Source organism: Streptomyces sp. DSM 116793 (assembly GCF_057320905.1).
The window spans coordinates 6,501,872-6,524,036 of sequence record NZ_CM170494.1; the positions used below are offsets into that span (position 1 = coordinate 6,501,872).

14 protein-coding genes and 1 pseudogene are annotated in these 22,165 nt (G+C 73.7%); 7 read left to right on the forward strand and 8 right to left on the reverse strand.

What is annotated here, in order from left to right; genetic code table 11:
* Positions 1 to 71: 71 nt before the first annotated feature.
* The 6 genes from ACSMXW_RS25565 to ACSMXW_RS25590 form a co-directional block, all read right to left on the reverse strand.
* Positions 72 to 3,890, reverse strand: a complete 3,819-nt coding sequence (locus tag ACSMXW_RS25565; RefSeq protein ID WP_485799711.1) for a multifunctional oxoglutarate decarboxylase/oxoglutarate dehydrogenase thiamine pyrophosphate-binding subunit/dihydrolipoyllysine-residue succinyltransferase subunit — start codon at positions 3,888 to 3,890, stop codon at positions 72 to 74.
* Between the two features lie 247 nt (positions 3,891 to 4,137).
* Positions 4,138 to 5,247: a HAMP domain-containing sensor histidine kinase gene (locus ACSMXW_RS25570; RefSeq protein ID WP_485808308.1), complete on the reverse strand. Its 1,110-nt coding sequence runs from the start codon at positions 5,245 to 5,247 to the stop codon at positions 4,138 to 4,140.
* Positions 5,248 to 5,578: 331 nt separating this feature from the next.
* Positions 5,579 to 6,316, reverse strand: a complete 738-nt coding sequence (locus ACSMXW_RS25575; protein WP_485799712.1) for a response regulator transcription factor — start codon at positions 6,314 to 6,316, stop codon at positions 5,579 to 5,581.
* Between the two features lie 114 nt (positions 6,317 to 6,430).
* Entirely contained in the window at positions 6,431 to 7,201 is a 771-nt protein-coding gene (locus tag ACSMXW_RS25580; protein WP_485808309.1) for a spermidine synthase family protein, read from the reverse strand.
* A gap of 307 nt (positions 7,202 to 7,508) precedes the next feature.
* Positions 7,509 to 8,300, reverse strand: a complete 792-nt coding sequence (locus ACSMXW_RS25585) for a GNAT family N-acetyltransferase (protein WP_485799713.1) — start codon at positions 8,298 to 8,300, stop codon at positions 7,509 to 7,511.
* A gap of 149 nt (positions 8,301 to 8,449) precedes the next feature.
* The gene (locus ACSMXW_RS25590) at positions 8,450 to 9,361 is read right to left on the reverse strand and encodes an SDR family NAD(P)-dependent oxidoreductase (protein WP_485799715.1); all 912 of its coding nucleotides are present in this window, start codon (positions 9,359 to 9,361) and stop codon (positions 8,450 to 8,452) included.
* A 325-nt stretch (positions 9,362 to 9,686) separates the two neighbouring features.
* Here ACSMXW_RS25590 and lon point away from each other — a divergent pair, with 325 nt between their 5' ends.
* On the forward strand, positions 9,687 to 12,113 hold the full coding sequence (gene lon / locus ACSMXW_RS25595; RefSeq protein WP_485799716.1) for an endopeptidase La: 2,427 nt from the start codon (positions 9,687 to 9,689) through the stop codon (positions 12,111 to 12,113).
* Between the two features lie 174 nt (positions 12,114 to 12,287).
* On the opposite strand, the pseudogene ACSMXW_RS25600 reads toward lon, so the two are convergent.
* A pseudogene (locus ACSMXW_RS25600) lies at positions 12,288 to 12,551 on the reverse strand (GH25 family lysozyme); the annotation flags it as partial.
* Positions 12,552 to 12,860: 309 nt separating this feature from the next.
* On the opposite strand from ACSMXW_RS25600, the gene ACSMXW_RS25605 reads away from it, so the two are divergent.
* Positions 12,861 to 13,367 (forward strand): MarR family winged helix-turn-helix transcriptional regulator, encoded by a 507-nt coding sequence (locus tag ACSMXW_RS25605; protein ID WP_485799717.1) that lies wholly within the window; start codon positions 12,861 to 12,863, stop codon positions 13,365 to 13,367.
* A 177-nt stretch (positions 13,368 to 13,544) separates the two neighbouring features.
* Here ACSMXW_RS25605 and ACSMXW_RS25610 read toward each other — a convergent pair whose 3' ends face one another.
* Positions 13,545 to 14,330: a hypothetical protein gene (locus ACSMXW_RS25610; protein WP_485799718.1), complete on the reverse strand. Its 786-nt coding sequence runs from the start codon at positions 14,328 to 14,330 to the stop codon at positions 13,545 to 13,547.
* 1,497 nt (positions 14,331 to 15,827) lie between these two features.
* On the opposite strand from ACSMXW_RS25610, the gene ACSMXW_RS25615 reads away from it, so the two are divergent.
* From ACSMXW_RS25615 to ACSMXW_RS25635, 5 genes are all read left to right on the forward strand, one after another.
* Positions 15,828 to 18,938 (forward strand): sensor histidine kinase, encoded by a 3,111-nt coding sequence (locus tag ACSMXW_RS25615; RefSeq protein ID WP_485808310.1) that lies wholly within the window; start codon positions 15,828 to 15,830, stop codon positions 18,936 to 18,938.
* On the forward strand, positions 18,935 to 19,555 hold the full coding sequence (locus ACSMXW_RS25620) for a roadblock/LC7 domain-containing protein (RefSeq protein WP_485799719.1): 621 nt from the start codon (positions 18,935 to 18,937) through the stop codon (positions 19,553 to 19,555). The genes ACSMXW_RS25615 and ACSMXW_RS25620 overlap by 4 nt, the downstream gene beginning before the upstream one ends.
* Positions 19,552 to 19,947, forward strand: coding sequence for a DUF742 domain-containing protein (locus tag ACSMXW_RS25625; RefSeq protein WP_485799720.1), 396 nt, complete (start codon positions 19,552 to 19,554; stop codon positions 19,945 to 19,947). The genes ACSMXW_RS25620 and ACSMXW_RS25625 overlap by 4 nt, the downstream gene beginning before the upstream one ends.
* Before the next feature lie 112 nt (positions 19,948 to 20,059).
* Positions 20,060 to 20,635, forward strand: coding sequence for a GTP-binding protein (locus ACSMXW_RS25630; RefSeq protein WP_485808312.1), 576 nt, complete (start codon positions 20,060 to 20,062; stop codon positions 20,633 to 20,635).
* A gap of 80 nt (positions 20,636 to 20,715) precedes the next feature.
* Positions 20,716 to 21,963, forward strand: coding sequence for a styrene monooxygenase/indole monooxygenase family protein (locus ACSMXW_RS25635; RefSeq protein WP_485799721.1), 1,248 nt, complete (start codon positions 20,716 to 20,718; stop codon positions 21,961 to 21,963).
* Positions 21,964 to 22,165: the final 202 nt, after the last annotated feature.

A 22,165-nucleotide genomic window follows, 5' to 3' on the forward strand; every position in this document is an offset into this window, starting at 1 on the left:
CCCGAAGGGCCAAGGGCCCGGCCCCCCGGAGCAGAACCGGAGGGGCCGGGCCCTTACAAGGAGGGTGAGGCCTATGCCTCGAAGACCTCGCGGACCAGCTGCTCCTGCTCGGCCTGGTGGCGCTTCGCGGAGCCCACCGCGGGGGACGAGCTGTGCGGCCGCGAGATCCGCCGCAGCCGCTCCCCGTGCGGAACGTCCGCGCCGACCGCCAGGTCGAGGTGATCGATCAGGTTGAGCGCGATGAACGGCCACGCTCCCTGGTTCGCCGGCTCCTCCTGCGCCCACAGGTACTTCTCGGCGTTCGGGTACTTGGCGATTTCCGCCTGCAGCTCCGTCCCCGGCAGCGGGTACAGCCGCTCAAGACGGATGATCGCCAGGTCCGTGACCCCGCGCTTCTGCCGCTCGGCGGCCAGGTCGTAGTAGAACTTGCCGGTGCAGAAGACCACCCTGCGCACCGCGCCCGCGTCCACCGAGTCGTCGCCGATGACCGGACGGAAGCCGCCCGTGGTGAACTCCTCCGTCTTCGACGCCGCCGCCTTCAGGCGCAGCATCGACTTCGGCGTGAAGACGACCAGCGGCTTGTGGTGCGGGTTGTGCACCTGCCAGCGCAGCAGGTGGAAGTAGTTCGACGGCAGCGTGGGCATTGCCACGGTCATGTTGTTCTGCGCGCAGAGCTGGAGGAACCGCTCGGGACGCGCCGAGGAGTGGTCCGGGCCCTGGCCCTCGTAGCCGTGCGGCAGCAGCAGGGTGACGCCGGAGGTCTGGCCCCACTTCTGCTCGGCCGCCGAGATGTACTCGTCGACGACCGTCTGCGCGCCGTTGGCGAAGTCGCCGAACTGCGCCTCCCACATCACCAGCGCGTCCGGGCGGGCGAGCGAGTAGCCGTACTCGAAGCCCATCGCCGCGTACTCGGAGAGCAGTGAGTCGTAGACGTTGTACCGCGCCTGGTCCTCGGAGAGGTACTGCAGCGGCGTGTAGTCCTCACCCGTGACGCGGTCGACGAGGACGGCGTGCCGCTGGCCGAAGGTGCCGCGCCGCGAGTCCTGCCCGGAGAGCCGGACCGGGGTTCCCTCCAGCAGCAGCGAGCCGATGGCCAGGGTCTCGCCCATGCCCCAGTCGATGGTGCCGTCCTCGACCATGGCGGCCCTGCGCTGCAACTGCGGCAGCAGGCGCGGGTGGACGGTCACCCGGTCGGGGATGTTCACCTGGGACTCGGCGATCCGCTTCACGACCTCCTGGGAGATCGCCGTCTGCACCGCGACGGGGAACTCCGGCTGCGCGTCGGGGACCTCGGCTCCCGCCGGCTGCTGGGTGGCCTCGCGGACCTCCGTGAAGACCTTCTCCAGCTGGCCCTGGTAGTCCTGCAGCGCCTGCTCGGCCTCCTCCAGGGTGATGTCGCCCCGGCCGATCAGCGATTCGGTGTAGAGCTTGCGCACCGAGCGCTTCTTGTCGATCAGGTCGTACATCAGCGGCTGGGTGAAGCCCGGGTTGTCGGACTCGTTGTGGCCGCGGCGGCGGTAGCAGATCAGGTCGATGACGACGTCCTTGTTGAACGCCTGCCGGAACTCGAAGGCGAGCCGTGCGACACGGACCACGGCCTCCGGGTCGTCGCCGTTCACGTGGAAGATCGGCGCCTCGATCATCCGCGCGACATCCGTGGCGTACATCGAGGAGCGGGCCGACTCCGGGGCGGCGGTGAAGCCGACCTGGTTGTTGATGACGATGTGCACGGTGCCGCCGGTGCGGTAGCCGCGGAGCTGGGACATGTTGAGCGTCTCGGCGACCACGCCCTGGCCGGCGAAGGCCGCGTCACCGTGCAGGGCGACCGGCAGGACGGTGAAGTCCGTGCCGCCCTTGTTGATGATGTCCTGCTTGGCGCGGGTGATGCCCTCGATGACCGGGTCGACCGTCTCCAGGTGGGACGGGTTGGCGGCCAGCGAGACCTTGATCTGCTCGCCGTCCAGGCCGGTGAAGGTGCCCTCGGCGCCCAGGTGGTACTTCACGTCGCCGGAGCCATGCATCGACTTCGGGTCGAGGTTGCCCTCGAACTCCCGGAAGATCTGCGCATAGGACTTGCCGACGATGTTCGCCAGGACGTTGAGGCGGCCGCGGTGCGCCATGCCGATGACGACCTCGTCGAGCCGGGACTCGGCCGCGGAGTCGAGGACCGCGTCCAGCAACGGGATGACGGACTCCCCGCCCTCCAGCGAGAAGCGCTTCTGGCCGACGTACTTGGTCTGCAGGAACGTTTCGAACGCTTCCGCCGCATTCAGCCTGCGCAGGATGCGCAGCTGCTCCTCGCGCTCCGGCTTGGCGTGCGGGCGCTCCACCCGGTCCTGGATCCACTTGCGCTGCTTGGGGTCCTGGATGTGCATGAACTCGATGCCGGTGGTGCGGCAGTACGAGTCGCGCAGCACGCCGAGGATGTCACGCAGCTTCATCATCGACTTGCCGGCGAAGCCGCCGACCGCGAACTCGCGCTCCAGGTCCCACAGGGTGAGCCCGTGCTCGGTGATGTCCAGGTCGGGGTGCTTGCGCTGGCGGTACTCCAGGGGGTCGGTGTCGGCCATGACGTGGCCGCGCACCCGGTAGGAGTGGATCAGCTCGAAGACGCGTGCGGCCTTGGTGACGTCGTCGTCGTGGGAGGCGTCGATGTCCTTCAGCCAGCGGACCGGCTCGTAGGGGATCCGCAGCGCCTCGAAGATCTCGTCGTAGAAACCCTGCTCGCCCAGCAGCAGGTTGGCCACGTGGCGCAGGAACTCGCCGGACAGGGCGCCCTGGATGACGCGGTGGTCGTAGGTCGACGTCAGCGTCATGACCTTGGAGATGCCCAGGCGGTTGAGGGTGTCCTGGGAGGTGCCCTGGAACTCGGCGGGGTACTCCATCGCGCCGACGCCCATGATCACCGACTGGCCGGGCATCAGCCGCGGCACCGAGTGGACGGTGCCGATGCCGCCGGGGTTGGTCAGCGAGACGGTGACGCCGGAGAAGTCCTCCATCGTCAGCTTGTTGTCCCGGGCGCGGCGGACGATGTCCTCGTAGGCCTGCCAGAACTCGAAGAAGTTCAGCGTCTCGGCCTTCTTGATGCCGGCGACGACGAGCTGACGGTCGCCGTTCGGCTTGGTGAGGTCGATGGCGAGGCCGAGGTTGATGTGGTCCGGCTTGACCAGGGTCGGCTTGCCGTCCTTCTCCGCGAAGGACCAGTTCATCGACGGCATGGCCTTGATCGCCTGCACCATCGCGTAGCCGATCAGGTGGGTGAAGGAGATCTTGCCGCCGCGGGCGCGCTTGAGGTGGTTGTTGATGACGATGCGGTTGTCGAACAGCAGCTTCACCGGGACCGCGCGGACCGAGGTGGCCGTCGGCAGCTCCAGGGAGGCGTTCATGTTCTTCGCGACGGCGGCGGCGGGGCCGCGCAGCGTCACGAGCTCGGGGCCCTCGGGCGCGGCGGCGTCCGCGGCGGGCGCGGGGGCGGTGCGCGGCGCCTTGGCGGCCGGCCGCGCCGCGGGGGCCGCGGGCTCGGCCGGCGCCTTCTTGGGCTCGGCGGGCGCCGCGGGGGCGGCAGCGGCGGCCTCGGGGGCCGTGGGGGGTGTCGTCCGGGGAGCGCTCGGGGCTGTCGGTGCCGGGGCAGTGGTGGTGCCCGCAGCCCCCGCGGCTGCGGTACCGTCCGGCGACGTGGCGGCGGCACCGGGCTTGTAGTCGGCGAAGAAGTCCCACCAGGCGCGGTCTACCGAGTTCGGGTCCTGGAGGTACTGCTGGTAGATCTCGTCGACGAGCCACTCATTGGGACCGAAGGCGGCCGCAGGGTCCTTGCCCTGCCCCTCTTGGTCGGTCCTGGTGGCACCGCCCGGCCGAAGGCTGGGACTCGAATTACTGGACTGTGGCGACACGGCGGCAACCGCCCTCTTCCGCTTCACAAGGTGATGGACAGCGGGAATAAAGGCTACGCCTCTTGGGGGGCGGCATGCAGTCCGGGCCGGTCATCGTCGTGTAAGTCACACCGAGGCCGGTGTTTCGGCGGAGATAATGCCGGGAAAAAACTGCGGTTCCGCTCCGCCTGGATATCGGGCCCCGAGGGGCTCTCCGCCGCAGGCGCCCCGCACTCCTACCTTACGTCGGCTTTGCTCGTCCCTTACGTCAACTTTGCGTAGGCGACTCACCCGGAAGGGTGACCTGGATGCGGCAGCCGCGGGACGATTCGGCCACCCCGATCTGGCCGCCGTGCAGATCCACCGCCCAGCGCGCGATGGCCAGGCCCAGGCCTGTCCCGCCGTCGCTGCCGGGGCCGTGTGAGCCGCTGGGACCCCGGTGGCTGCCGCGGTTGAAGCGCTCGAAGACCCGGTGCCACTCGGAGCGCGGGATGCCGGGACCCTCGTCGAGCACCTCCAGGTTCAGCGACTGGGGGCCCGCCCCGCGCCGCGCCCTGACTGTCACCCGGCCGTGCGGGGGGCTGTGCTTGACGGCGTTGTCGATCAGGTTGGCCACCACCTGGTGGATCCGCTCGGGGTCGGCGTGCGCGGTCAGCTCGGGCGGTGAGACGTCCAGGTGCAGATGGACGTCCGTACGGGTGTGGCTGCCGGACCCCGAGGCGATCCCGGCGCGGGCCGAGGCGATCATGTTCGCCTCCTTCAGCACCCCGGACAGGTAGGGCCACACCTCGAAGCGGCGCGCCTTCAACGGGACGACACCGTTGTCGAGCCGCGACAGGTCGAGCAGGGTCTCGACCAGCCGGCCCAGCCGCTCGGTCTGCTTCAGGGCGGTCCGCATGGTCTCCGGGTCGGCCGCGGAGACGCCGTCCACGACGTTCTCCAGGACGGCGCGGAGCGCGGCGATGGGGGTGCGCAGCTCGTGTGAGACATTCGCCACCAGCTCTTTGCGCTGCTGGTCCTGCGCCTCCAGGTCGTCGGCCATCCGGTTGATCGTGGAGGCCAGGTCGCCCAGTTCGTCGCGCCGGCTGTCACCGCGCACCCTGCGGGTGTAGTCGCCGTGCGAGATCGCGCGGGCCACGGTGTTCATCTCGTCGAGCGGCGACGTCAGGGAGTGCGCCACGAACTGGGTGATCAGCAGGGTCGCTATCACCGAGAAGACCGTGATGAAGCGCAACTCGGTCTCGGTGCGCACGGCGATCATCAGCAGACCCGTGGTGATGAACACCGAGACGACGACGAGCATGCCGAGCTTGGTCTTCACGGAGAACGGGCGCACCCCCGACGCCCAGAGGATCACCTTGCGGGTGTCGCGCGCCACGTCGAGGCCTGCCGCGCGCAGCGCGCGTGCCCGCGCCTCGTCCGCCTCGCGCGCCCGCTCGGCGGCGCGGCGCTCCCGCGCGGCCTGCCGCCGCCCGGCCTGCCGGGCGGCCGCGGCCCTGAGGTCCCGTCCACGGGCCTGCACGCGCGCGCGTGCCCGGTTCAGTGCCCGCATACGCGCGCGTGCGCGGCTCAGTGCCCGCATACGCGCGCGCGCCCGGCCGGCCGCACCGCCCCGGGCGGTGCCCGGGGTGTCGCGGCCGGGGCCCGTGCTGTCGTCCGTGCCGCTGGTCCTGCTGATCCCGCTCATCGCGCCGTCCCGCCGGGACCTCTCATGGGGTGGGTGTCTCCAGGGCGTAGCCCACGCCGTGCACGGTGCGGATGCGCTCGGCGCCGATCTTGCGGCGCAGCGCCTTGATGTGGCTGTCGACGGTCCGGGTGCCGGAGGCGTCGGCCCAGTCCCACACCTCGGCGAGGAGCTGCTCGCGGGAGAGCACCGCGCGCGGGGTGTTCGCCAGGCACACCAGGAGGTCGAACTCCGTGGGCGTGAGGTGGACGTCCTCGCTGCGCACCCGCACCCGCCGCTGGGCGTGGTCGATCTCCAGTTCGCCGAGCCGGAGGATGCCGCTGCGGGGGGTGGTGGCGGCCAGCGCGGCGCGCTCCACGCGGCGCAGCAGCACATGCACCCGGGCGGCCAGCTCGCGCATCGAGAACGGCTTGGTCATGTAGTCGTCGGCGCCGACGCCCAGCCCGACGAGCATGTCCGTCTCGTCGTCGCGGGCGGTGAGCATCAGCACCGGCACCGGCCGCTGGGCCTGCACGCGGCGGCAGACCTCCAGGCCGTCGAACCCGGGCAGCATGATGTCCAGGATCAGCAGGTCGGGCTGCCATGCCTCGGCCGTGTCCACGGCGGCCGGCCCGTCGGCCGCCGTCTGCACCAGGAACCCCTCGGCGCGCAGCCGGGCGGAGATGGCCTCGACGATCGTCGGGTCGTCCTCTACGACGAGGACGCGGCGCTGTGCGCCGGTGGCCGCCGTGGTGCCGTTGTGGGAGGTGTGTGTCTGCTCCATCGCCCCGCCCCTGACTGTTGCTATTCGGAATCGTGGGGGTGATCCCAACCGTGCGGTTGACGCTTGAATGATCCATGCGCCGGTCAGCAGCGTACGGAATGAACCGTGCCGCGGCTATCCAGGCCCGACCGCGAGGTGCACCACGTCGGGAACGCCCCGGGCAACGGGGACCTCTTTGGTGTGCACCCGCCGGAAGTCGGCACGTCGCAGGGCCGCTTCGAAGTCGGGCGAGGGTTGCGCGGACCATACAGCAAGGACGCCGCCGGGCGTGAGCCGGGCCCGGCAGGCGGCCAGTCCCGCAGGGGTGTAGAGGCTCTCGTTGTTCTCGGTGACGGTCCAGCCGGGGCCGTTGTCGATGTCCAGGCACAGCGCGTCGTAGCGGGCGTCCGACTCGTGGACGTGGGCGACGAGATCGGCGTGCAGCACCTCGGTACGGGGGTCGGCGAGGGCCGCACCGGAGAGCGCGGCGAGCGGGGCGCCGGCGGTGTGCGGGCCGCCGTCCGCGGGGGACGGGACCGTCCCGGCGGTCTCTCCGGAGGCATGCAGGCCGTGCCAGTTGATGATGGCCTCCTCGCGTTCCACGACCGTGATCCGGCCCCAGCGGGGGTCGGCCGCGGCGTGTGCGAGCGAGAATCCGACGCCGAGTCCGCCGATGAGCACGGCGGGTTCGGGACGCCCGTCGAGCGCTTCCAGGGCGGCGTCGACGAGCAGCCGCTCCGAGCGGCCGTCCGACGTGTCCATCAGGAAGCAGCCGTTGGCGATGATCTGCAACAGGTCGCCCTGCCGCCGCAACACCACTTCGCCGTACGGCCCGTCACGCCGATCCACCACCACGGCACCGCCGTCACCGCCGGACCGTGCTCTCTGGGAGACCGTCTCACGCATGTCGTACGGGGCGTGCATGCCCCCATCTTGCCATTGCCACCCGACCGACGGTCACCACGAACGGTGTGGGGGAACGCGTGCGGCCAACGCCACCACGAACTCCGTGGCAAGGCCATGCGGCCAACGGCGCCCCGAGAGGGGCGGCAGCCCCTGCCGCCGCACCCACCGGCAGGCGACTTCCGGAGCCACCGGCAGGCGACTTCCGGATCCATCGGCAGACGGCACCCCACCGGCACGTGGGCCCCCGGGGCCACCGGCAGGTGGCAGGGACCGCACGGCAGGGCGGTGCGGGCCGCGGGGCGGCCCCTCAGCCCGCCGCCGGCGACCACACCCACGGCGTGGTGGTGGTCACCGCGTGAAACCCGAGGCGCCGCAGAATGGGCGCACTGTCGTCGGACGCGTCCACCTGGAGGTACCGCACCCCGCGCTCCGCGGCGAGCCCCGCCCGCGCAGCGACCAGCGCCCGGTACACCCCGCGGCCGCGCCACGCGGCGAGCGTCGAACCGCCCCACAGGCACGCGAACTCGGTGCCCGCCCGGAAGACCAGCCAGGCCGCCGAGACGACCTCCCCGCCCGCCTCGGCCACCAGCACGGCGATCTCGTCGGGCGCCGCGGCGACCCGGCCGATCAGGTCCTCGCCGAGCCAGGTCATGTCCTGGTCCCAGACGGCGCTCTCCATGGCGGCGATGCGGCGCATGTCGGCGTCGGCCGTGACCCGCCGCAGGGTGACGCCCTCCGGCGGCATCGAGCCGGCGGCCAACGTGTCGGTGGTGCCGATGAGCACCGTCTCCCGGTCCTCGGGTGCGAAGCCCGCCGCGCGCAGCCGTTCGGTGAGGTCGGCAGGTCGGTCGTGGCCCCGGACCTTCCACTCGACCGCCTCGCCCCGCGCGGCGAAGAAGTCCCGCTGCCGGGCGATCAGGCGGTCGAGGACGGCACCCTCGACGCCCAGCTCGGCGGGCCCGCTGACAAAGCCGCGGTACTGCCCGACGACACGGGTCAGCGGCCCGTCGGCCTCGGCTTGCACGCCCACGGGGAGGTTCGGCCCGACGCCGCGCATCTGCTCGTCGTAGGCCGCAAGGAGAACATCGGTTTCCGTCACCTGCGGTACGCAACGGCACGCGCGGGCGCGGCGCAAGCGCTTTTCTCGCGGTGCTGTCTCGCGGTGCTGTCTCGCGGTGCTGTCTCGCGGTGCGGTCTTCCGGGACGGTCTTCCGGGACGGTCCACCGTGCGCTTCCACGGGGCGGGTCTCACGGGGCGGACACGCCCCGCCCCGCCGCCGTGCCGCCCCCCGCGCCGGTCTCCGCGGCCTCCGCGGCCTCCGCGGCCTCCGCGGCCGCCGTGTCCGGCTCGCGGCTGAGTCCGGCCCACCGGTCCAGTTCCGCCAGCCTGTGCTGCTCGGCGGTCCGGATGCGGTCGAGCGCGTCGGTGCCGAGCGGCAGCCAGAGGGGCGGCTCGGGCAGGTCGATGACGTTCAGCAGGACGCCGACCGCCTGCTCCGGCGTGGCGCCGTACGCCGTCTCCGGGTCTGCGAACCGCTCCAGCATGGGGGCCATGAGCCGGGCGTACGGGGCGCTGGGCGGCGTCCGGGTCATCGCGGACGCGAGCGTGGTGGCCATGGAGCCGGGCTCCACGATCGTGACCTTCACGCCGAACGGCCGGCCCTCCAGGGCGAGTGCCTCCGAGTAGCCCTCCAGGGCGAACTTCGCCGTGACGTAGGCGCCGAGGCCCGCGGCGGGCGCGAGCCGGCCGCTGACGGACGAGATCTGCACCAGGTGGCCGCCGCCCTGGGCGCGCAGCACCGGCAGGGCCGCCTTCGACACGTGGACGGCGCCCCACAGGTTGGTCTCCAACTGCTCCCGGAAGTCGGCCTGCGAGACGTCCTCGATGGCGCCGAGGCGGGACTGGCCGGCGTTGTTCACCACCACGTCCAGCCGGCCGAAGGCCTCGACGGCCGCGGTGACGGCACGCTCGGCGGCGTCCGGGTCCGTGACGTCCAGGGCGGCCGTGCGGGCCGTCCCGGGATGGCGCTCGGCGAGGTCGCGCACGGCTTCCGGATCCCGGGCGGTGGCCAGCACCCGGTGGCCGGCGGCCAGTGCCGCCTCCGCCAGGGCCCGGCCGAGCCCGCGCGAGCTCCCGGTGATCAGCAGGGTCTTCGGCATGGCACGTCTCCAGACGGGCGAGAGGACGAGGGAGGGTGGCGATAAGTAAATACTTACTTATCGCCCGGCCGCAACGCAAGGCGTCCACCGCGCCGCCACGCGGGTGACCATCGCGCCGCCGTGCGGGGCGACCGCCGCGACGCCACGCAATGCGTCCATCCCGGGCCGGCCTAGATGAACCACCCGTACCGCGCAAGACACCCCTTACGCATACGTACAGGACCCACCTGATCGCTCACAGCGAACGCGCCTAAGGCTCGGGAACAACTGGGGGCTCATGTGCATTGAGCCCACATAGCTCAACTTGACTGCCGAAGGGGAGATCATGGCTGCTGAGTCCACCGGCGCTGCCACACTGCTGGCCCTGCCCGTGCTGCCGCTCGACGACGAGGTCGTGCTGCCCGGAATGGTGGTCCCGCTGGACCTCAACGACAACGACGTGCGCGCCGCCGTGGAAGCCGCACAGGCCGCCGCCCGATCGCAGCCCGGCAAGCCGAAGGTGCTGCTGGTGCCGCGGATCGACGGGACGTACGCGGGCACCGGTGTGCTCGGCACCGTCGAGCAGGTCGGCCGGCTGGCCGACGGCGACCCCGGGGCGCTGATCCGCGGTCGGTCGCGGGTGAAGATCGGCGCGGGCACCACCGGCCCCGGCGCGGCCCTCTGGGTGGAGGGCACCCGGGTCGAGGAGACCGTCCCCGACCCGCTGCCCGGTGCCGTCACCGAACTGATCAAGGAGTACAAGGCCCTCGCCACCGCGTGGCTGCGCAAGCGCGGCGCGTGGCAGATCGTGGACCGCGTCCAGCAGATCGACGACGTGTCCCAGCTCGCCGACAACTCCGGTTACTCACCGTTCCTGTCCACGCAGCAGAAGGTGCAGCTGCTGGAGACCGGCGACCCGGTCGCCCGGCTGAAGCTCGCCACGGAGCAGCTCCGTGAGCACCTCGCCGAGCAGGACGTCGCCGAGTCCATCGCCAAGGACGTCCAGGAGGGCGTCGACAAGCAGCAGCGGGAGTTCCTGCTGCGCCGGCAGCTGGAGGCCGTCCGCAAGGAGCTGCGCGAGCTGAACGGCGACGGCGGCGAGGACGAGTCCGACGACTACCGCACGCGCGTGGAGGCCGCCGACCTTCCCGAGAAGGTCCGTGAGGCCGCGCTCAAGGAGGTCGAGAAGCTGGAGCGGTCCAGCGACCAGAGCCCGGAGGGCTCCTGGATCCGCACCTGGCTCGACACCGTCCTGGAGCTGCCGTGGAACGAGCGCACCGAGGACGCCTACGACATCCAGGGCGCCCAGGCCGTGCTCGACGCCGAGCACGCCGGCCTTGAGGACGTGAAGGAGCGCATCACCGAGTACCTGGCGGTCCGCAAGCGGCGCGCCGACCGGGGCCTCGGCGTGGTCGGCGGGCGCCGCGGGGGCGCGGTGCTGGCCCTGGTCGGCCCGCCCGGCGTCGGCAAGACCTCGCTGGGCGAGTCCGTGGCGCACGCCATGGGCCGCAAGTTCGTCCGCGTCGCGCTCGGCGGCGTCCGGGACGAGGCGGAGATCCGCGGCCACCGGCGCACCTACGTGGGCGCGCTGCCGGGCCGTATCGTCCGTGCCATCAAGGAGGCCGGGTCGATGAACCCGGTGGTCCTGCTGGACGAGGTCGACAAGGTCGGCTCCGACTTCCGGGGCGACCCCGCGGCCGCCCTCCTGGAGGTCCTGGACCCGGCGCAGAACCACACCTTCAGGGACCACTACCTGGAGGTCGAGCTGGACCTCAGCGACGTGGTCTTCCTCGCCACGGCGAACGTCCTGGAGGCGATTCCCGAGGCGCTGCTCGACCGCATGGAGCTGGTCACGCTCGACGGCTACACGGAGGACGAGAAGGTCGTCATCGCCCGTGACCACCTGCTCCCGCGCCAGCTGGAGCGGGCGGGCCTGAAGGCGGACGAGGTGGTGCTGGAGGAGGGCGCGCTGCGCAAGCTCGCCGGCGAGTACACCCGTGAGGCCGGCGTGCGGAACCTGGAGCGCTCCATAGGCCGGCTGCTGCGCAAGGTCGCGGCCCGGCACGAGCTGGGCGAGCAGGAGCTGCCGCTCACCGTGACCGACGCCGACCTGCGCGGCCTGATCGGCCGGCCGCACCACGTGCCCGAGTCCGCCCAGGACCCGGCCGAGCGCCGCACCGCGGTGCCGGGCGTGGCCACCGGGCTCGCGGTCACCGGCGCGGGCGGCGACGTGCTCTACGTGGAGGCGTCGCTCGCCGACCCGGAGACGGGCGCGGCGGGGCTGACGCTGACCGGCCAGCTGGGCGACGTGATGAAGGAGTCCGCGCAGATCGCGCTCTCGTTCCTGCGCTCGCGCGGCGCGGAGCTGGAGCTGCCCGTGGCCGACCTGAAGGAGCGCGGCGTGCACATCCACTTCCCGGCGGGTGCGGTGCCGAAGGACGGCCCGAGCGCGGGCATCACCATGACGACCGCCCTCGCCTCGCTCCTCAGCGGGCGCCTGGTCCGTACGGACGTGGCGATGACCGGTGAGGTGTCGCTGACCGGCCGGGTGCTGCCCATCGGCGGCGTGAAGCAGAAGCTGCTCGCGGCGCACCGGGCGGGCATCACGACGGTCGTGATCCCGAAGCGGAACGAGCCCGACCTGGACGACGTCCCCGCCGAGGTGCTGGAGAAGCTCGACGTGCACACCGTCACGGACGTCCGCCAGGTGCTGGAGCTCGCGCTGTCGCCCGCGACGAGCGACCACGTGGAGCAGCTGCCGCTGGCGGCCTGACGGCACCCGGCGCGGTGGCACCCGGCGCGGTGGCACCCGCCGCGGCGCCTGTGTCGCGGCGCCGGTGCCGCCTCCGCGGGTGCGCCCGCGCAGGCTGCGCCCGGTGTGGTGCACCCGGTGGCCGGTTCCTCGCAGGAGCCGGCCACCGGGGCGTTCGGGGGAGGGGTGCGCCGCTCAGCCGTTGGCGAGCGCCTGGACGCGATCCAGTGCGCCGTTGAAGTGGTCGTGGTCGCCGACCGTGGGGCCCGGCGAGGTGTACCGCCAGATGGTGCAGAAGCCCCAGCCGGCCGGGAGCCGGCCCACGTCGCTCGCGTAGCGGGCGGTCGCCGGCGGGTTGGCGGCCCCGGACGCACCGGAGTTGCCGGTGCGCTCGGTCCACCAGTCCGCCTCGGTGTAGATCACCGCGTCCCTTCCGGTGAGCGACCGGTACGTGCCGAGGAGCCCCGGTGCGCGGGAAGATCGCAGACGTCTTCCGGTGACTGCCGGCTGGGCCGGGTGGGAGTCGTGGGGGGAGGAGCGCGGCGTACGGGGCCGCACCGACTGTCTTGTCGGTGGCATGCCACGCCGCAGACTCTACGCACGTAGAACCCAAGGGGGAAGGGGGGTGTGAGGCTGTCGTTGGTCTACTCCTGCGGAATACTGGCCGAGCTGCGGCGAAGACCGTGTCCCGCAGAAACTTTCAACAGCCGGGAAACGCCGGACGCCGGGAACGACAGCGGGAACAGCGAGAACGCGAAAATGCAGGGCATGGGTGCTGACGTGCACAGGAACGGAAACGACGAGGGGCGCGCCGTGGCAGCCGGGGTGCCGGAAAACGGAGTCGATCGGGAATTCCTCGCCCTGGAAAGGGAGCTGACGGTATTCCTGCGGCGCGCCCGGGCCTCGTCGGGCGAGATGGCCCGCGCCGTCCACCCGGACCTGGAGCCGGCGGCGTACGGCCTGCTGGTCTGCCTGGAGGAGGGCGGGCAGCGGGCCACGGACCTCGCCGGGTACATCGGCGTCGGCAAGGCCACGATGAGCCGCCAACTGCGGGCCCTGGAGGCGCTCGGCTTCGTCGACCGGGAGCCCGACCCGGCGGACGGCCGCGCCTGGCTGATCCACCTCACCGAACGGGGCCGCGACCGCCTGCGCACTGTCCGCGACGCGCGCCGCGCCCGCTATGTGGACAAGCTCGCGGGCTGGGACCGCTCGGAGGTCGCCGAGCTGGCGCGGCTGCTGCACCAGCTCAACGAGGCGGCGGGCGCGGAGGACTGACACCCGTCCCAGCTCCCTGTCGGCCGAGCCCCGATCCCGCCGGGGGCGCGGGAAGCCGCGCGCCCAGGTCCCACCGGCCGGAGGTCGGGGACGGGACCGTACGGGGTCCGGTCCGGCGGCCCGCCGCAGGCGCGTCGTGGCCGGGCCCCGCGGGGGCGCCCCGACGAGACCGGGCGGTCACGGCTCGACGTAGACCGCCGACGCGTCGTCGTGTGTCTTGCCGCGGCGCAGAAACGCCCGCTCCGTGTCCGCGCGTTCAAGCGCCCGCACCCGGTCGACCAGGGCCTGCGGCCCCTCCTTGCGGAGCAGTGCGAGGCAGTCGGACCAGTCGCCCTCACGGAACTTCTCCACCCAGCGCGCGGCCCCGTCCGTGAGCGCCGCCAGCGCCCGCACCTCCGCACGCGCCCGGACGCCCGCCACCGCGCGGGCGGCCACCCCGGGGTCGGCGGCGGCGGTGAAGAAACCGCCCTCCTTGTTGCGCAGCGTCGCGTCCGTGACGGCCTCCGTGGCGAGCGCGCCGCGCGGCAGCCGGGACAGCCGGTCGTCCAGGACCGGGACCACCCGGCCGTCCGCCTCCGCCATCAGCAACACCGAGTCGGACAGCACGAGATGCTCGACGCTGTCGTCGTCCCAGCGGACCAGGACGACGGTTGCCTGGGGTGTGCGTGGGTGAGAAAGGTCACAGGTTGCACGGTGGGCGTCCGCAGTGCGCCCGATTGCCGCCGAGAGCACATCACGCAAGGGCATATCCCGCCGTGAAACGGACAGTTCACCCAGTGCGCCGCCGAGCCGGGCGGTGAACCAGGGGACGGAATGCAGACAACCGTCGTCGCCCTGCGGCGGGGTCACACCATCCAGCAGCACGAGGGCTCCACCCTGTCCGCAGGCAGGAAGCGCAACCGATGCGTAGTCCTCGTTGGGGCGTGCGGGGTCTCCCGGTGCGGTGGCGAGTTCGATGCGCATTCGGCCAGTCTGCACGAGACGCCCACAGGTGTCCGCGCGGCACCGGGCGGGGTGCCGGCGAGAGGTCTGTACCTGCAGGTCAGGCGCCGGATTTGGGATGGATTGATCAAGGGGGGGTCAGGCGTGGCGGGGCATCCTGCCAAAGGGCGTGGGCGACGTCCAACCGGCACCCGGAGCACGCCCTTCGGCTATGACGTTGGAACTTGCCGCCGACCCCGCGCCGATGTTCACTCCTTTGAGTGGCGGGTGGGGCGATGCGCGTCCACTTCTCACGGGCACTGGGATGGTCGGGAGCCGAACCCGGAGACGCTCGTGTTGACGGATCGTCACCCGGGTCCATGGGCAGACGGATCAAGATTGCGAGCACCGGTGCAGAAGAAGCGGCCGCGGCGCGAGGGCAGGCAGCAGTCGGTCTCGGAGGAGACCAGGGGCGGCCGGGCACCGAGCAGCCCCTCCGGCACGGCCGGCGGGGACAGGGACGCCATGGGCGGCGCGGGTGTGGTGGACGGCGCGGGTGCCGGCGGCGTGCGCGCCGCGGGTGGCACCGGCGCCGACGGGGCGCGGGGCGTGGACGCCCACGGCGGCTCCTCCGGCGCGGCGGCGCCAGGCCTGTCGGCACCCGGTGTGCCGGCCTCCGGCATACCGGCGCCCGGCCTGCCGGCCTCCGACGGGGCCTCCGACGGGCCGGCACGCGGCGTGGCGGCCTCCGGCCGGGTCGTCCCGGACACGGCGGTCTCCGGCGGGGCCGGTGGCCCTGCGGATGCGGGTCTCTCCAGTGCGGACGGTTCGGCCGGCCGGCCCTGGGGGTCCGGTGGGCCCGGCTCGGACGGTGGGCCCGGCTCGGACGGTGGGCCCGGCTCGGACGGTGGCGGTGTGGCGACGGGTGCGTCCGGTGTGCCCGGCGGCGATGGCGGGTTCGACGGCGGGCGGGATGGCTCCGCCGTGGCGGGTGACCGCTCCGGGGCTGCCGCTCACGGGGCCGGGGGTCCGTCCGGCGCGGGCGTTCCCGCCGGGATGATCCCGCGGCCGCAGGGCGGGTACGCGCCGTACGCGGGCCCCGCGGCCGGGGCCGGCGAGGGCACCGGTGCGCCGGGCGCTCCGGGCGCGCGCCCGGCGGAGGGCGCCGACGGCACCGCGACCCGGACACCGAGCCCGGCCGTGCGCGGCGCGCGCCAGGCGGTACGCGCGCAGGGCACCGTGGCGGCCGCGGCCACACGCACCACCGCGGCACCCCGGACCACCCCCGGGACGCAGTACTCCGCCGACGACATGGCGGGGCCCGCCGCGACGGCCCAGCCCACCGTGCCGCAGGGGTCCGCCGCCGCGCGGCCGCAGCCCACGGCCGCACACGCCACCGCGGCACCCCGGACCGCCCCCGGCACGCAGCACTCCGCCGCCGAGCCGAGTCGCGCCGCCGGCGGGCCGACCCGCGCCGCCGCCGAGCCGAGTCGCGCCGCCGGCGGGCCGACCGCCGTCACCCCCGCCTCCGGAGAGCCGATGACCACCGCCGGGGCACCGACTTCCGCCACGGACAAGCCCGCCCCCGCCCCCGCCCCCGCCGCGCCCGCTCCCGCGGGTGCGCAGCCGGCCGCCGCGCCGGGCAAGTCCGCCCCGGACGCCGACAAGCCGGCTCCCGCGGCCGGCAAGGGCCGCAGGGCCCGGGTGCGGAGCCGTCTCGTCCTGGCCGTGGCCGTCGTGGCCGCCGCGACCGCCGGGGCCAGTGCGCCCGCGCTCATCGCCGCGTCCGGAGACGTGAGCGACTCGCAGGCGCTGGTCACCGACGCCGAGCAGACCCGGCAGGCGCTCAGCCTGGCCCACGCGCTGGCCGACGAGCGCGACGATGTCACCGCGTACGTCGCCGCGGGGCGGCCCGAGGGCAAGGCGCCGGGCGCGGCGGACCGCGCCCCCGTGGACCGGCAGGTCGCCGAGCTGCGCGCCGACGCGCCCACCGGCCTCCGCCACGACCTCGACCGGATCGCCGCGGTGCGCAGATCGGCGCTCACCGGCAAGAGCACCGCTCTGCACACGCACGAGGCCTACGCCGCCGTGATCCTCAGCCTGCATCGGCTCGCCGAGGACCTCGCGGACCGCACCCCGCCCCGGGCGGGTACCGGCGCGCGGGCACTCGCCGACCTCGACCGTGCGGTGGAGCACGCCGAGGACACCCGGGGCCTGCTGCTCGCCGCGCTCGCCGTGCCCGGCGGCACCGGCACCACCACCGTCACCGACCCGGTCACCGGCCTGCCCCGGACCGTCTCCACCGAGTCGGCCGCCGACACCGCGCACCGCGCCGAGCTGAGCGGTGCCGCGCAGCAGGCCCGGCTGCGGGAGCAGTCCTCGCTTGCCGACTTCCACGACCGGGCGCCCGCCGCCTACCGCACCGCCTACGACTCCACCGTCACCGGACCCGACGTCACCACCGCGGAACACGACCTCGCCGTGCTCACGGACCAGCCCACGCTGTCCGCCGACGACCGCGACACCGACGCCGGGAAGCTCCAGAACGTACTGACCTCGCGCATCGACATGATGCGCGGCGCCGAGGCCGCCCTGAACGCCACCCGTGCCAAGGAACTCGCCGGGCTCCGCGACGACGACGTCACCGCGCTGGAGATCCGGGCGGCGCTGGCCGGTGCCTGCCTGCTGGCCGCCGTCGGCGTCACGATGGCGATGGCCCGCAGCCTGACCCGGCCGCTCGCCGTGCTGCGCCTCGGCTCGGCCCGGCTCGCCTCGGACCCCACCGCCGAGGAGCCGATCCGCTTCACCGGCCGCAACGACGAGTTCGCCCAGGTCGTCCGGTCCGTCAACGCCCTGCACGCGCATGCGCTCGGCCTGCACCGCCGGCTGCGCGACCGGGTCGGTGCGGGCGCGGAACCGGCCGCCGCGCAGGACATATCCGGCGCGCCGGGCCTCAGCGGGCAGCCGGGCCGGGGCGCACCGGCGGACGGCAGCCGGGCGGACGGCACCCACGGCGCGGGCACCCCGGCGGGCGGCGCCGCTTCGGACGCCGCCGCCGAGCGCGCCGCCGTTCGCGACGCACTGGCCGCCGCCGCGGCCGGTCTCGACCAGGCAGGCCGGGCAGGCCGGGCCGGCCGGACCACCTCCGTCCACCTCGCCCTGCGCACCCTCGGCCTGGTCGAGCGGCAGCTCGCCGTCATCGAGAAGCTGGAGGAGCAGGAGCACGACCCGGACCGGCTCGCCACCCTCTTCAAGCTGGACCACTTCGCCACCGTGATGCGGCGGCACAGCGAGAACCTCCTGGTGCTCGCCGGCGCCGACCACGGGCACCAGCACCCGGGTCCCGTGCCGCTGATCGACGTCGTGCGCGCCGCGGTCAGCGAGACGGAGCGGTACGAGCGGGTTCGGATCGCCTCGCTCCCCGCGCACGCGCACGTCGTCGGCTCCGCCGCGGACGACCTCAGCCATCTGCTCGCCGAGCTGATGGAGAACGCCACGGCCTGCTCGCCGCCGGACGCCCCCGTGGAGGTCTCCGGGTGGCTGCTGGAGAGCGGGGACCTGATGCTCTCCGTCGTGGACGAGGGCGTGGGGATGTCGCCCGAGCGGCTGGAGGAGGCCAACGCCCGGCTGGCCCGCGTCGCGGCCGGCGAGGAGTCCGTCCCCGAGGCCTTCGGCACGCCCCCGGCATCCGCCGCCGCGGACGACGCCGCCGCGGACGACGCCACCCCCGAGGGCGCGGAGGACGGTACCGGTCTCGGCCTGTACGTGGTGGCCAGGCTCGCCGCCCGGCACGGTGTGCAGGTACGGCTGCGGGACCAGAAGCACGGTGGGATCGCGGCGGTCGTCGTGCTGCCCGTGCAGGTGCTCGCGGAGGCCGGCACCGGCGTGGTCGCGGCCCCGCGCGAGGTCCGCGTGGTGACCGGCGGGCCGGCCGTCCGGCTGCCCGGGGCCGCCGCCGAGGCCAACTCCAATGTGCTGCCCGGCAGGGGCACCGGGGCCGCCCCCGGCACCGACCCGCTGATAGCGGCGGCCGAGGCGGCCCTGCGCGCCGCCCCCGCCCCGGGCGGCGGCTCCGGTCAGCCCGGACAGCCCGTCCCGGACAGCCGGCCCATGGCGGCCGGCCCCCTCCCCGCCCAGCGGCCCTCCCGGGTCCCGGAGTCCTCCCGGGTCCCGGAGTCCTCCCGGGTCCCGGAGTCCTCCCAGGCGCTGGAGCCGCCCCAGGCATCGGAGCCCGCCCACGCCCCGGAGCCCGCCCCGAACCCGTACGCCATCGGCCCCGATGCGCACGAGCGCGCCGACGACGCCGTGGCCGCCCGGCCGGCGACCCTCCCCGGCGGCCCGTCGCGCTCCTCGGGCGGCTGGGAGCGGGTGACCGACAAGGGCCTGCCGAAGCGGACCCCGAAGGCCTCCCCGGTGCGTGGGACGCCCGCGGCGCGCAGCGGTGCGGTGGACGCCCAGGAGCTGCGGCGCCGACTCGGCGCGTTCCAGCAGGGCGCGAGGAACGGACTGCGGGACGCCGAGGCGGAGATGTCGGCCGGCCCGGACGCCCCGCGCACGGGGCAGCGAGGCACCGGACACCGGACAGCGGCACGCGCGGCCCAACCACCCGCGGAAGTCAAGGGGGACACGGTCGAGGAGGCAAGCAGTTGACTGCGCCCAGCACCCATGGACTGAGCACCGAGGCCCGCAATCTGCACTGGCTGCTGGCGAACCTCGTGGAGGAGGTGCCCGGACTGCTGTCGGTGGCCGTGGTCTCCTCCGACGGTCTGCTGCTGCTCTCCTCCGACCCGGCGAGAGACGGCGAGGGCGTCGACGGCGGCGCGGATGACGGCGACGACGGCACGGCCGGCGGGCCCAAGGGCTCCTCGGCGGACCTGGCCGCGATCGTCTCCGGGCTCGGCAGCCTCACCACCGGCGCGGCCCGGCTGATGGACGGCGGCAAGGTCAAGCAGACCGTGGTCACCATGCGTGAGGGCAACCTCTGCGTGATGGCGATCAGCGACGGCTCGCTGCTCGGTGTGCACGCCGCCCCCGAGACCGACATGAGCATCGTCGCGTACCACATGGCGTTCTTCGTCGGCCGCGCGGGACACGTCCTCACCCCCGAACTCCGCAGTGAGCTACGGCAGTCGATGGAGCACCGGACGCAGGAGGGCGCCGGCGGCGAGCGGCCGCGGCTGTCCGTGCGGGGCGGCGCGGCGGCCCACGGGCAGCCGGCGCCCGCGCCGACGTCAACGGCCGGCGAGCCGATGGGAAGGGCACAGTGAGCCATCCGAAGCTGCCCCGGCGCGACGCCGACGCCAGGCCCGCGCGCGTCCGCCCCTACTCCCTCACCGGCGGGCGCACCCGCTTCGGGCACGTGCTGCTCGTCGAGACCTTCGTGGCCGCCATAGAGGCCCCCGAGGAGCGCCGCGAGCTGACCCAGGGGTCCGCGGCCCGGGTGCTGCCCGAGATGCGGGCCATCGTCGAACTGTGCCGCAGGATGCGCACGGTGGCCGAGATCGCCGCGCTGCTGAAGATGCCGCTCGGCGTGGTCCGCGTGCTGCTGAGCGATCTGGCGGACCAGGGAAAGATCCGCGTGTACGGAACCGGTCACGGCCCGGGACAGCCGGACCGGGCACTGCTGGAAAGGGTGCTGAGTGGACTCCGCCGTCTCTGACTCCGCCGTGACCGAGGACTTCGCACGGCCGCCCGGCAACGGTCCCGGGGGCACCGGCGGCTTCTGGGGCGCGGCGGCCGGCGCCGGCCCGGAGGCCGGGCGCGAGGAGGCCCTGCAACCCTGGCAGCTGGACCGGGGCCGCGCGCCCATCGCCACCAAGATCGTGGTGGCGGGCGGCTTCGGCGTCGGCAAGACCACGCTGGTCACCACCGTCTCGGAGATCGAGCCGCTGCTCACCGAGGCGGTGATGACCGAGGCCAGTGAGGAGACCGACGACCTCTCGGCGACCCCGGGCAAGATGACCACGACCGTCGCCATGGACTTCGGCCGGATCACCCTCGACGACGACCTCGTGCTGTACCTCTTCGGCACCCCGGGCCAGCAGCGGTTCTGGTTCATGTGGGACGACCTGATCAGGGGCGCGATCGGCGCCGTCGTCCTCGCGGACACCCGCAGGCTGCCCGACTGCTTCCCCGTGCTGGACTACTTCGACGGCTGCGGCCTGCCGTACGTGGTCGCCGTGAACCACTTCGAGGGCACGGAGAAGTTCGCCGCCGAGGACGTCCGCGAGGCGCTGACGGTGCCGGATCACATCCCCGTCCTGGTCATGGACGCCCGGCTGCGGATCCCCGTGATCGACACCCTGGTGGCCCTGGTCGGCCACGCCCTGGACGTCACCCCCGTCTAGACCTGTCGTACTCTTCCCCCCGCCACGCCGCCCCGTCCCGTGGCGTCGGCACCCCGAGCAGCAGTCAGGAGCAGAGCCGTATGCGGAAGGTACTCGTCGTGGGAGCCGGCCAGTCCGGGCTCCAGCTCGCCCTCGGACTCCAGGCGCACGGCTACGACGTCACGGTGATGTCCAACCGCACCGCGGACGAGATCCGCGCCGGGCGGGTCATGTCGACGCAGTGCATGTTCCACACGGCGCTCCAGCACGAGCGGGACCTGGGGCTGAACTTCTGGGAGCCGCAGGCGCCGCGGATCGGGGGTCTCGGCGTCTCGGTCGCGGGTCCCCCGGACCCCGAGGGCGTCCCGACGCGCGTCATCGACTGGCTGGGCCGGCTCGACGGCCACGCCCAGTCCGTGGACCAGCGGGTGAAGATGGCCGGCTGGATGGAGACCTTCGCGGAGCGCGGCGGGCAGCTCGTCATCCATGGCGCGTCCGTCTCCGACCTGGACTACTTCGCGCGCACCTACGACCTGGTGCTGGTCGCCGCGGGCAAGGGCGAGCTGGTGTCCATGTTCGGCCGGGACGCGGCACGCTCCCCGTACGCCGAGCCGCAGCGCGCGCTGGCGGTCTCCTACGTGCACGGCCTCGGGCCGCGCCCGGAGCACCCGGAGACGGAGGCGGTGCGCTGCAATCTGGTGCCGGGCGTGGGCGAGCTGTTCGTCATGCCGGCGCTCACCACCTCCGGGCGGGCCGACATCCTCTTCTGGGAGGGTGTCCCCGGCGGCCCGCTGGACGTCTTCCAGGGCGTCAGGGACCCCTCGGAGCACCTGGCGCTGACCCTGGAGCTGATGGAGACGTACGTGCCCTGGGAGTACGCGCGGGCCACCAAGGTGGAGCTGACCGACGCGGGCGGCACCCTCGCGGGCCGGTACGCCCCCACGGTCCGCCACCCCATCGGGCGGCTGCCGGGCGGTGGCGTGGTGCTCGGCGTGGCCGACGTCGTGGTGGCCAACGACCCCATCACCGGGCAGGGTTCCAACTCGGCCGCCAAGTGCGCGGCGTCCTACCTGGACGCGATCGTGGCGCGGGGCGAGGGGCCGTTCGACGAGGTCTGGATGCAGCAGACCTTCGACCGTTACTGGGACACCGCGCGGCACGTCACCAAGTGGACCAACGCGATGCTCGCGCCGCCGCCGGAGCACGTCCTGAACCTGATCGGCGCGGCCGGCCAGGTCCCCGCCGTCGCCGACCGCGTCGCCAACGGCTTCGACAACCCCGCCGACTTCGAGCACTTCTTCTACGAGCCGCAGAAGGCGGCGGAGTACCTCGCGGAGGTGACGGGCTGACGGCGGCCGGGCTTCCGGCTTCGGCGGTCGTGCTTGCGGCTTCGGCGGTCGTGCCGGGGGCGCGGTCTCGCCGGCTGGGTGCTGCTTGGTGGGCTCGGCGGGCGCGGCCCGCCGGCCGGGCGGGCGGGTGCGGTCTCGCCGGCTGGGCCGGGGGCTTCCTCGGCCCGGCGCGGCTCCCTCGGCCCGGTGCGGCTTCGCCCCG

Coding starts and splice junctions, on each gene's coding strand:
- ACSMXW_RS25615 (WP_485808310.1), top strand. CDS start 15,828: ATGACCACCGCCGGGGCACCGACTTCCGCCACGGACAAGCCCGCCCCC.
- ACSMXW_RS25590 (WP_485799715.1), bottom strand. CDS start 9,361: ATGCCGAAGACCCTGCTGATCACCGGGAGCTCGCGCGGGCTCGGCCGG.
- ACSMXW_RS25605 (WP_485799717.1), top strand. CDS start 12,861: ATGGGTGCTGACGTGCACAGGAACGGAAACGACGAGGGGCGCGCCGTG.
- ACSMXW_RS25575 (WP_485799712.1), bottom strand. CDS start 6,316: ATGGAGCAGACACACACCTCCCACAACGGCACCACGGCGGCCACCGGC.
- ACSMXW_RS25635 (WP_485799721.1), top strand. CDS start 20,716: ATGCGGAAGGTACTCGTCGTGGGAGCCGGCCAGTCCGGGCTCCAGCTC.
- ACSMXW_RS25580 (WP_485808309.1), bottom strand. CDS start 7,201: ATGCGTGAGACGGTCTCCCAGAGAGCACGGTCCGGCGGTGACGGCGGT.
- lon (WP_485799716.1), top strand. CDS start 9,687: ATGGCTGCTGAGTCCACCGGCGCTGCCACACTGCTGGCCCTGCCCGTG.
- ACSMXW_RS25610 (WP_485799718.1), bottom strand. CDS start 14,330: ATGCGCATCGAACTCGCCACCGCACCGGGAGACCCCGCACGCCCCAAC.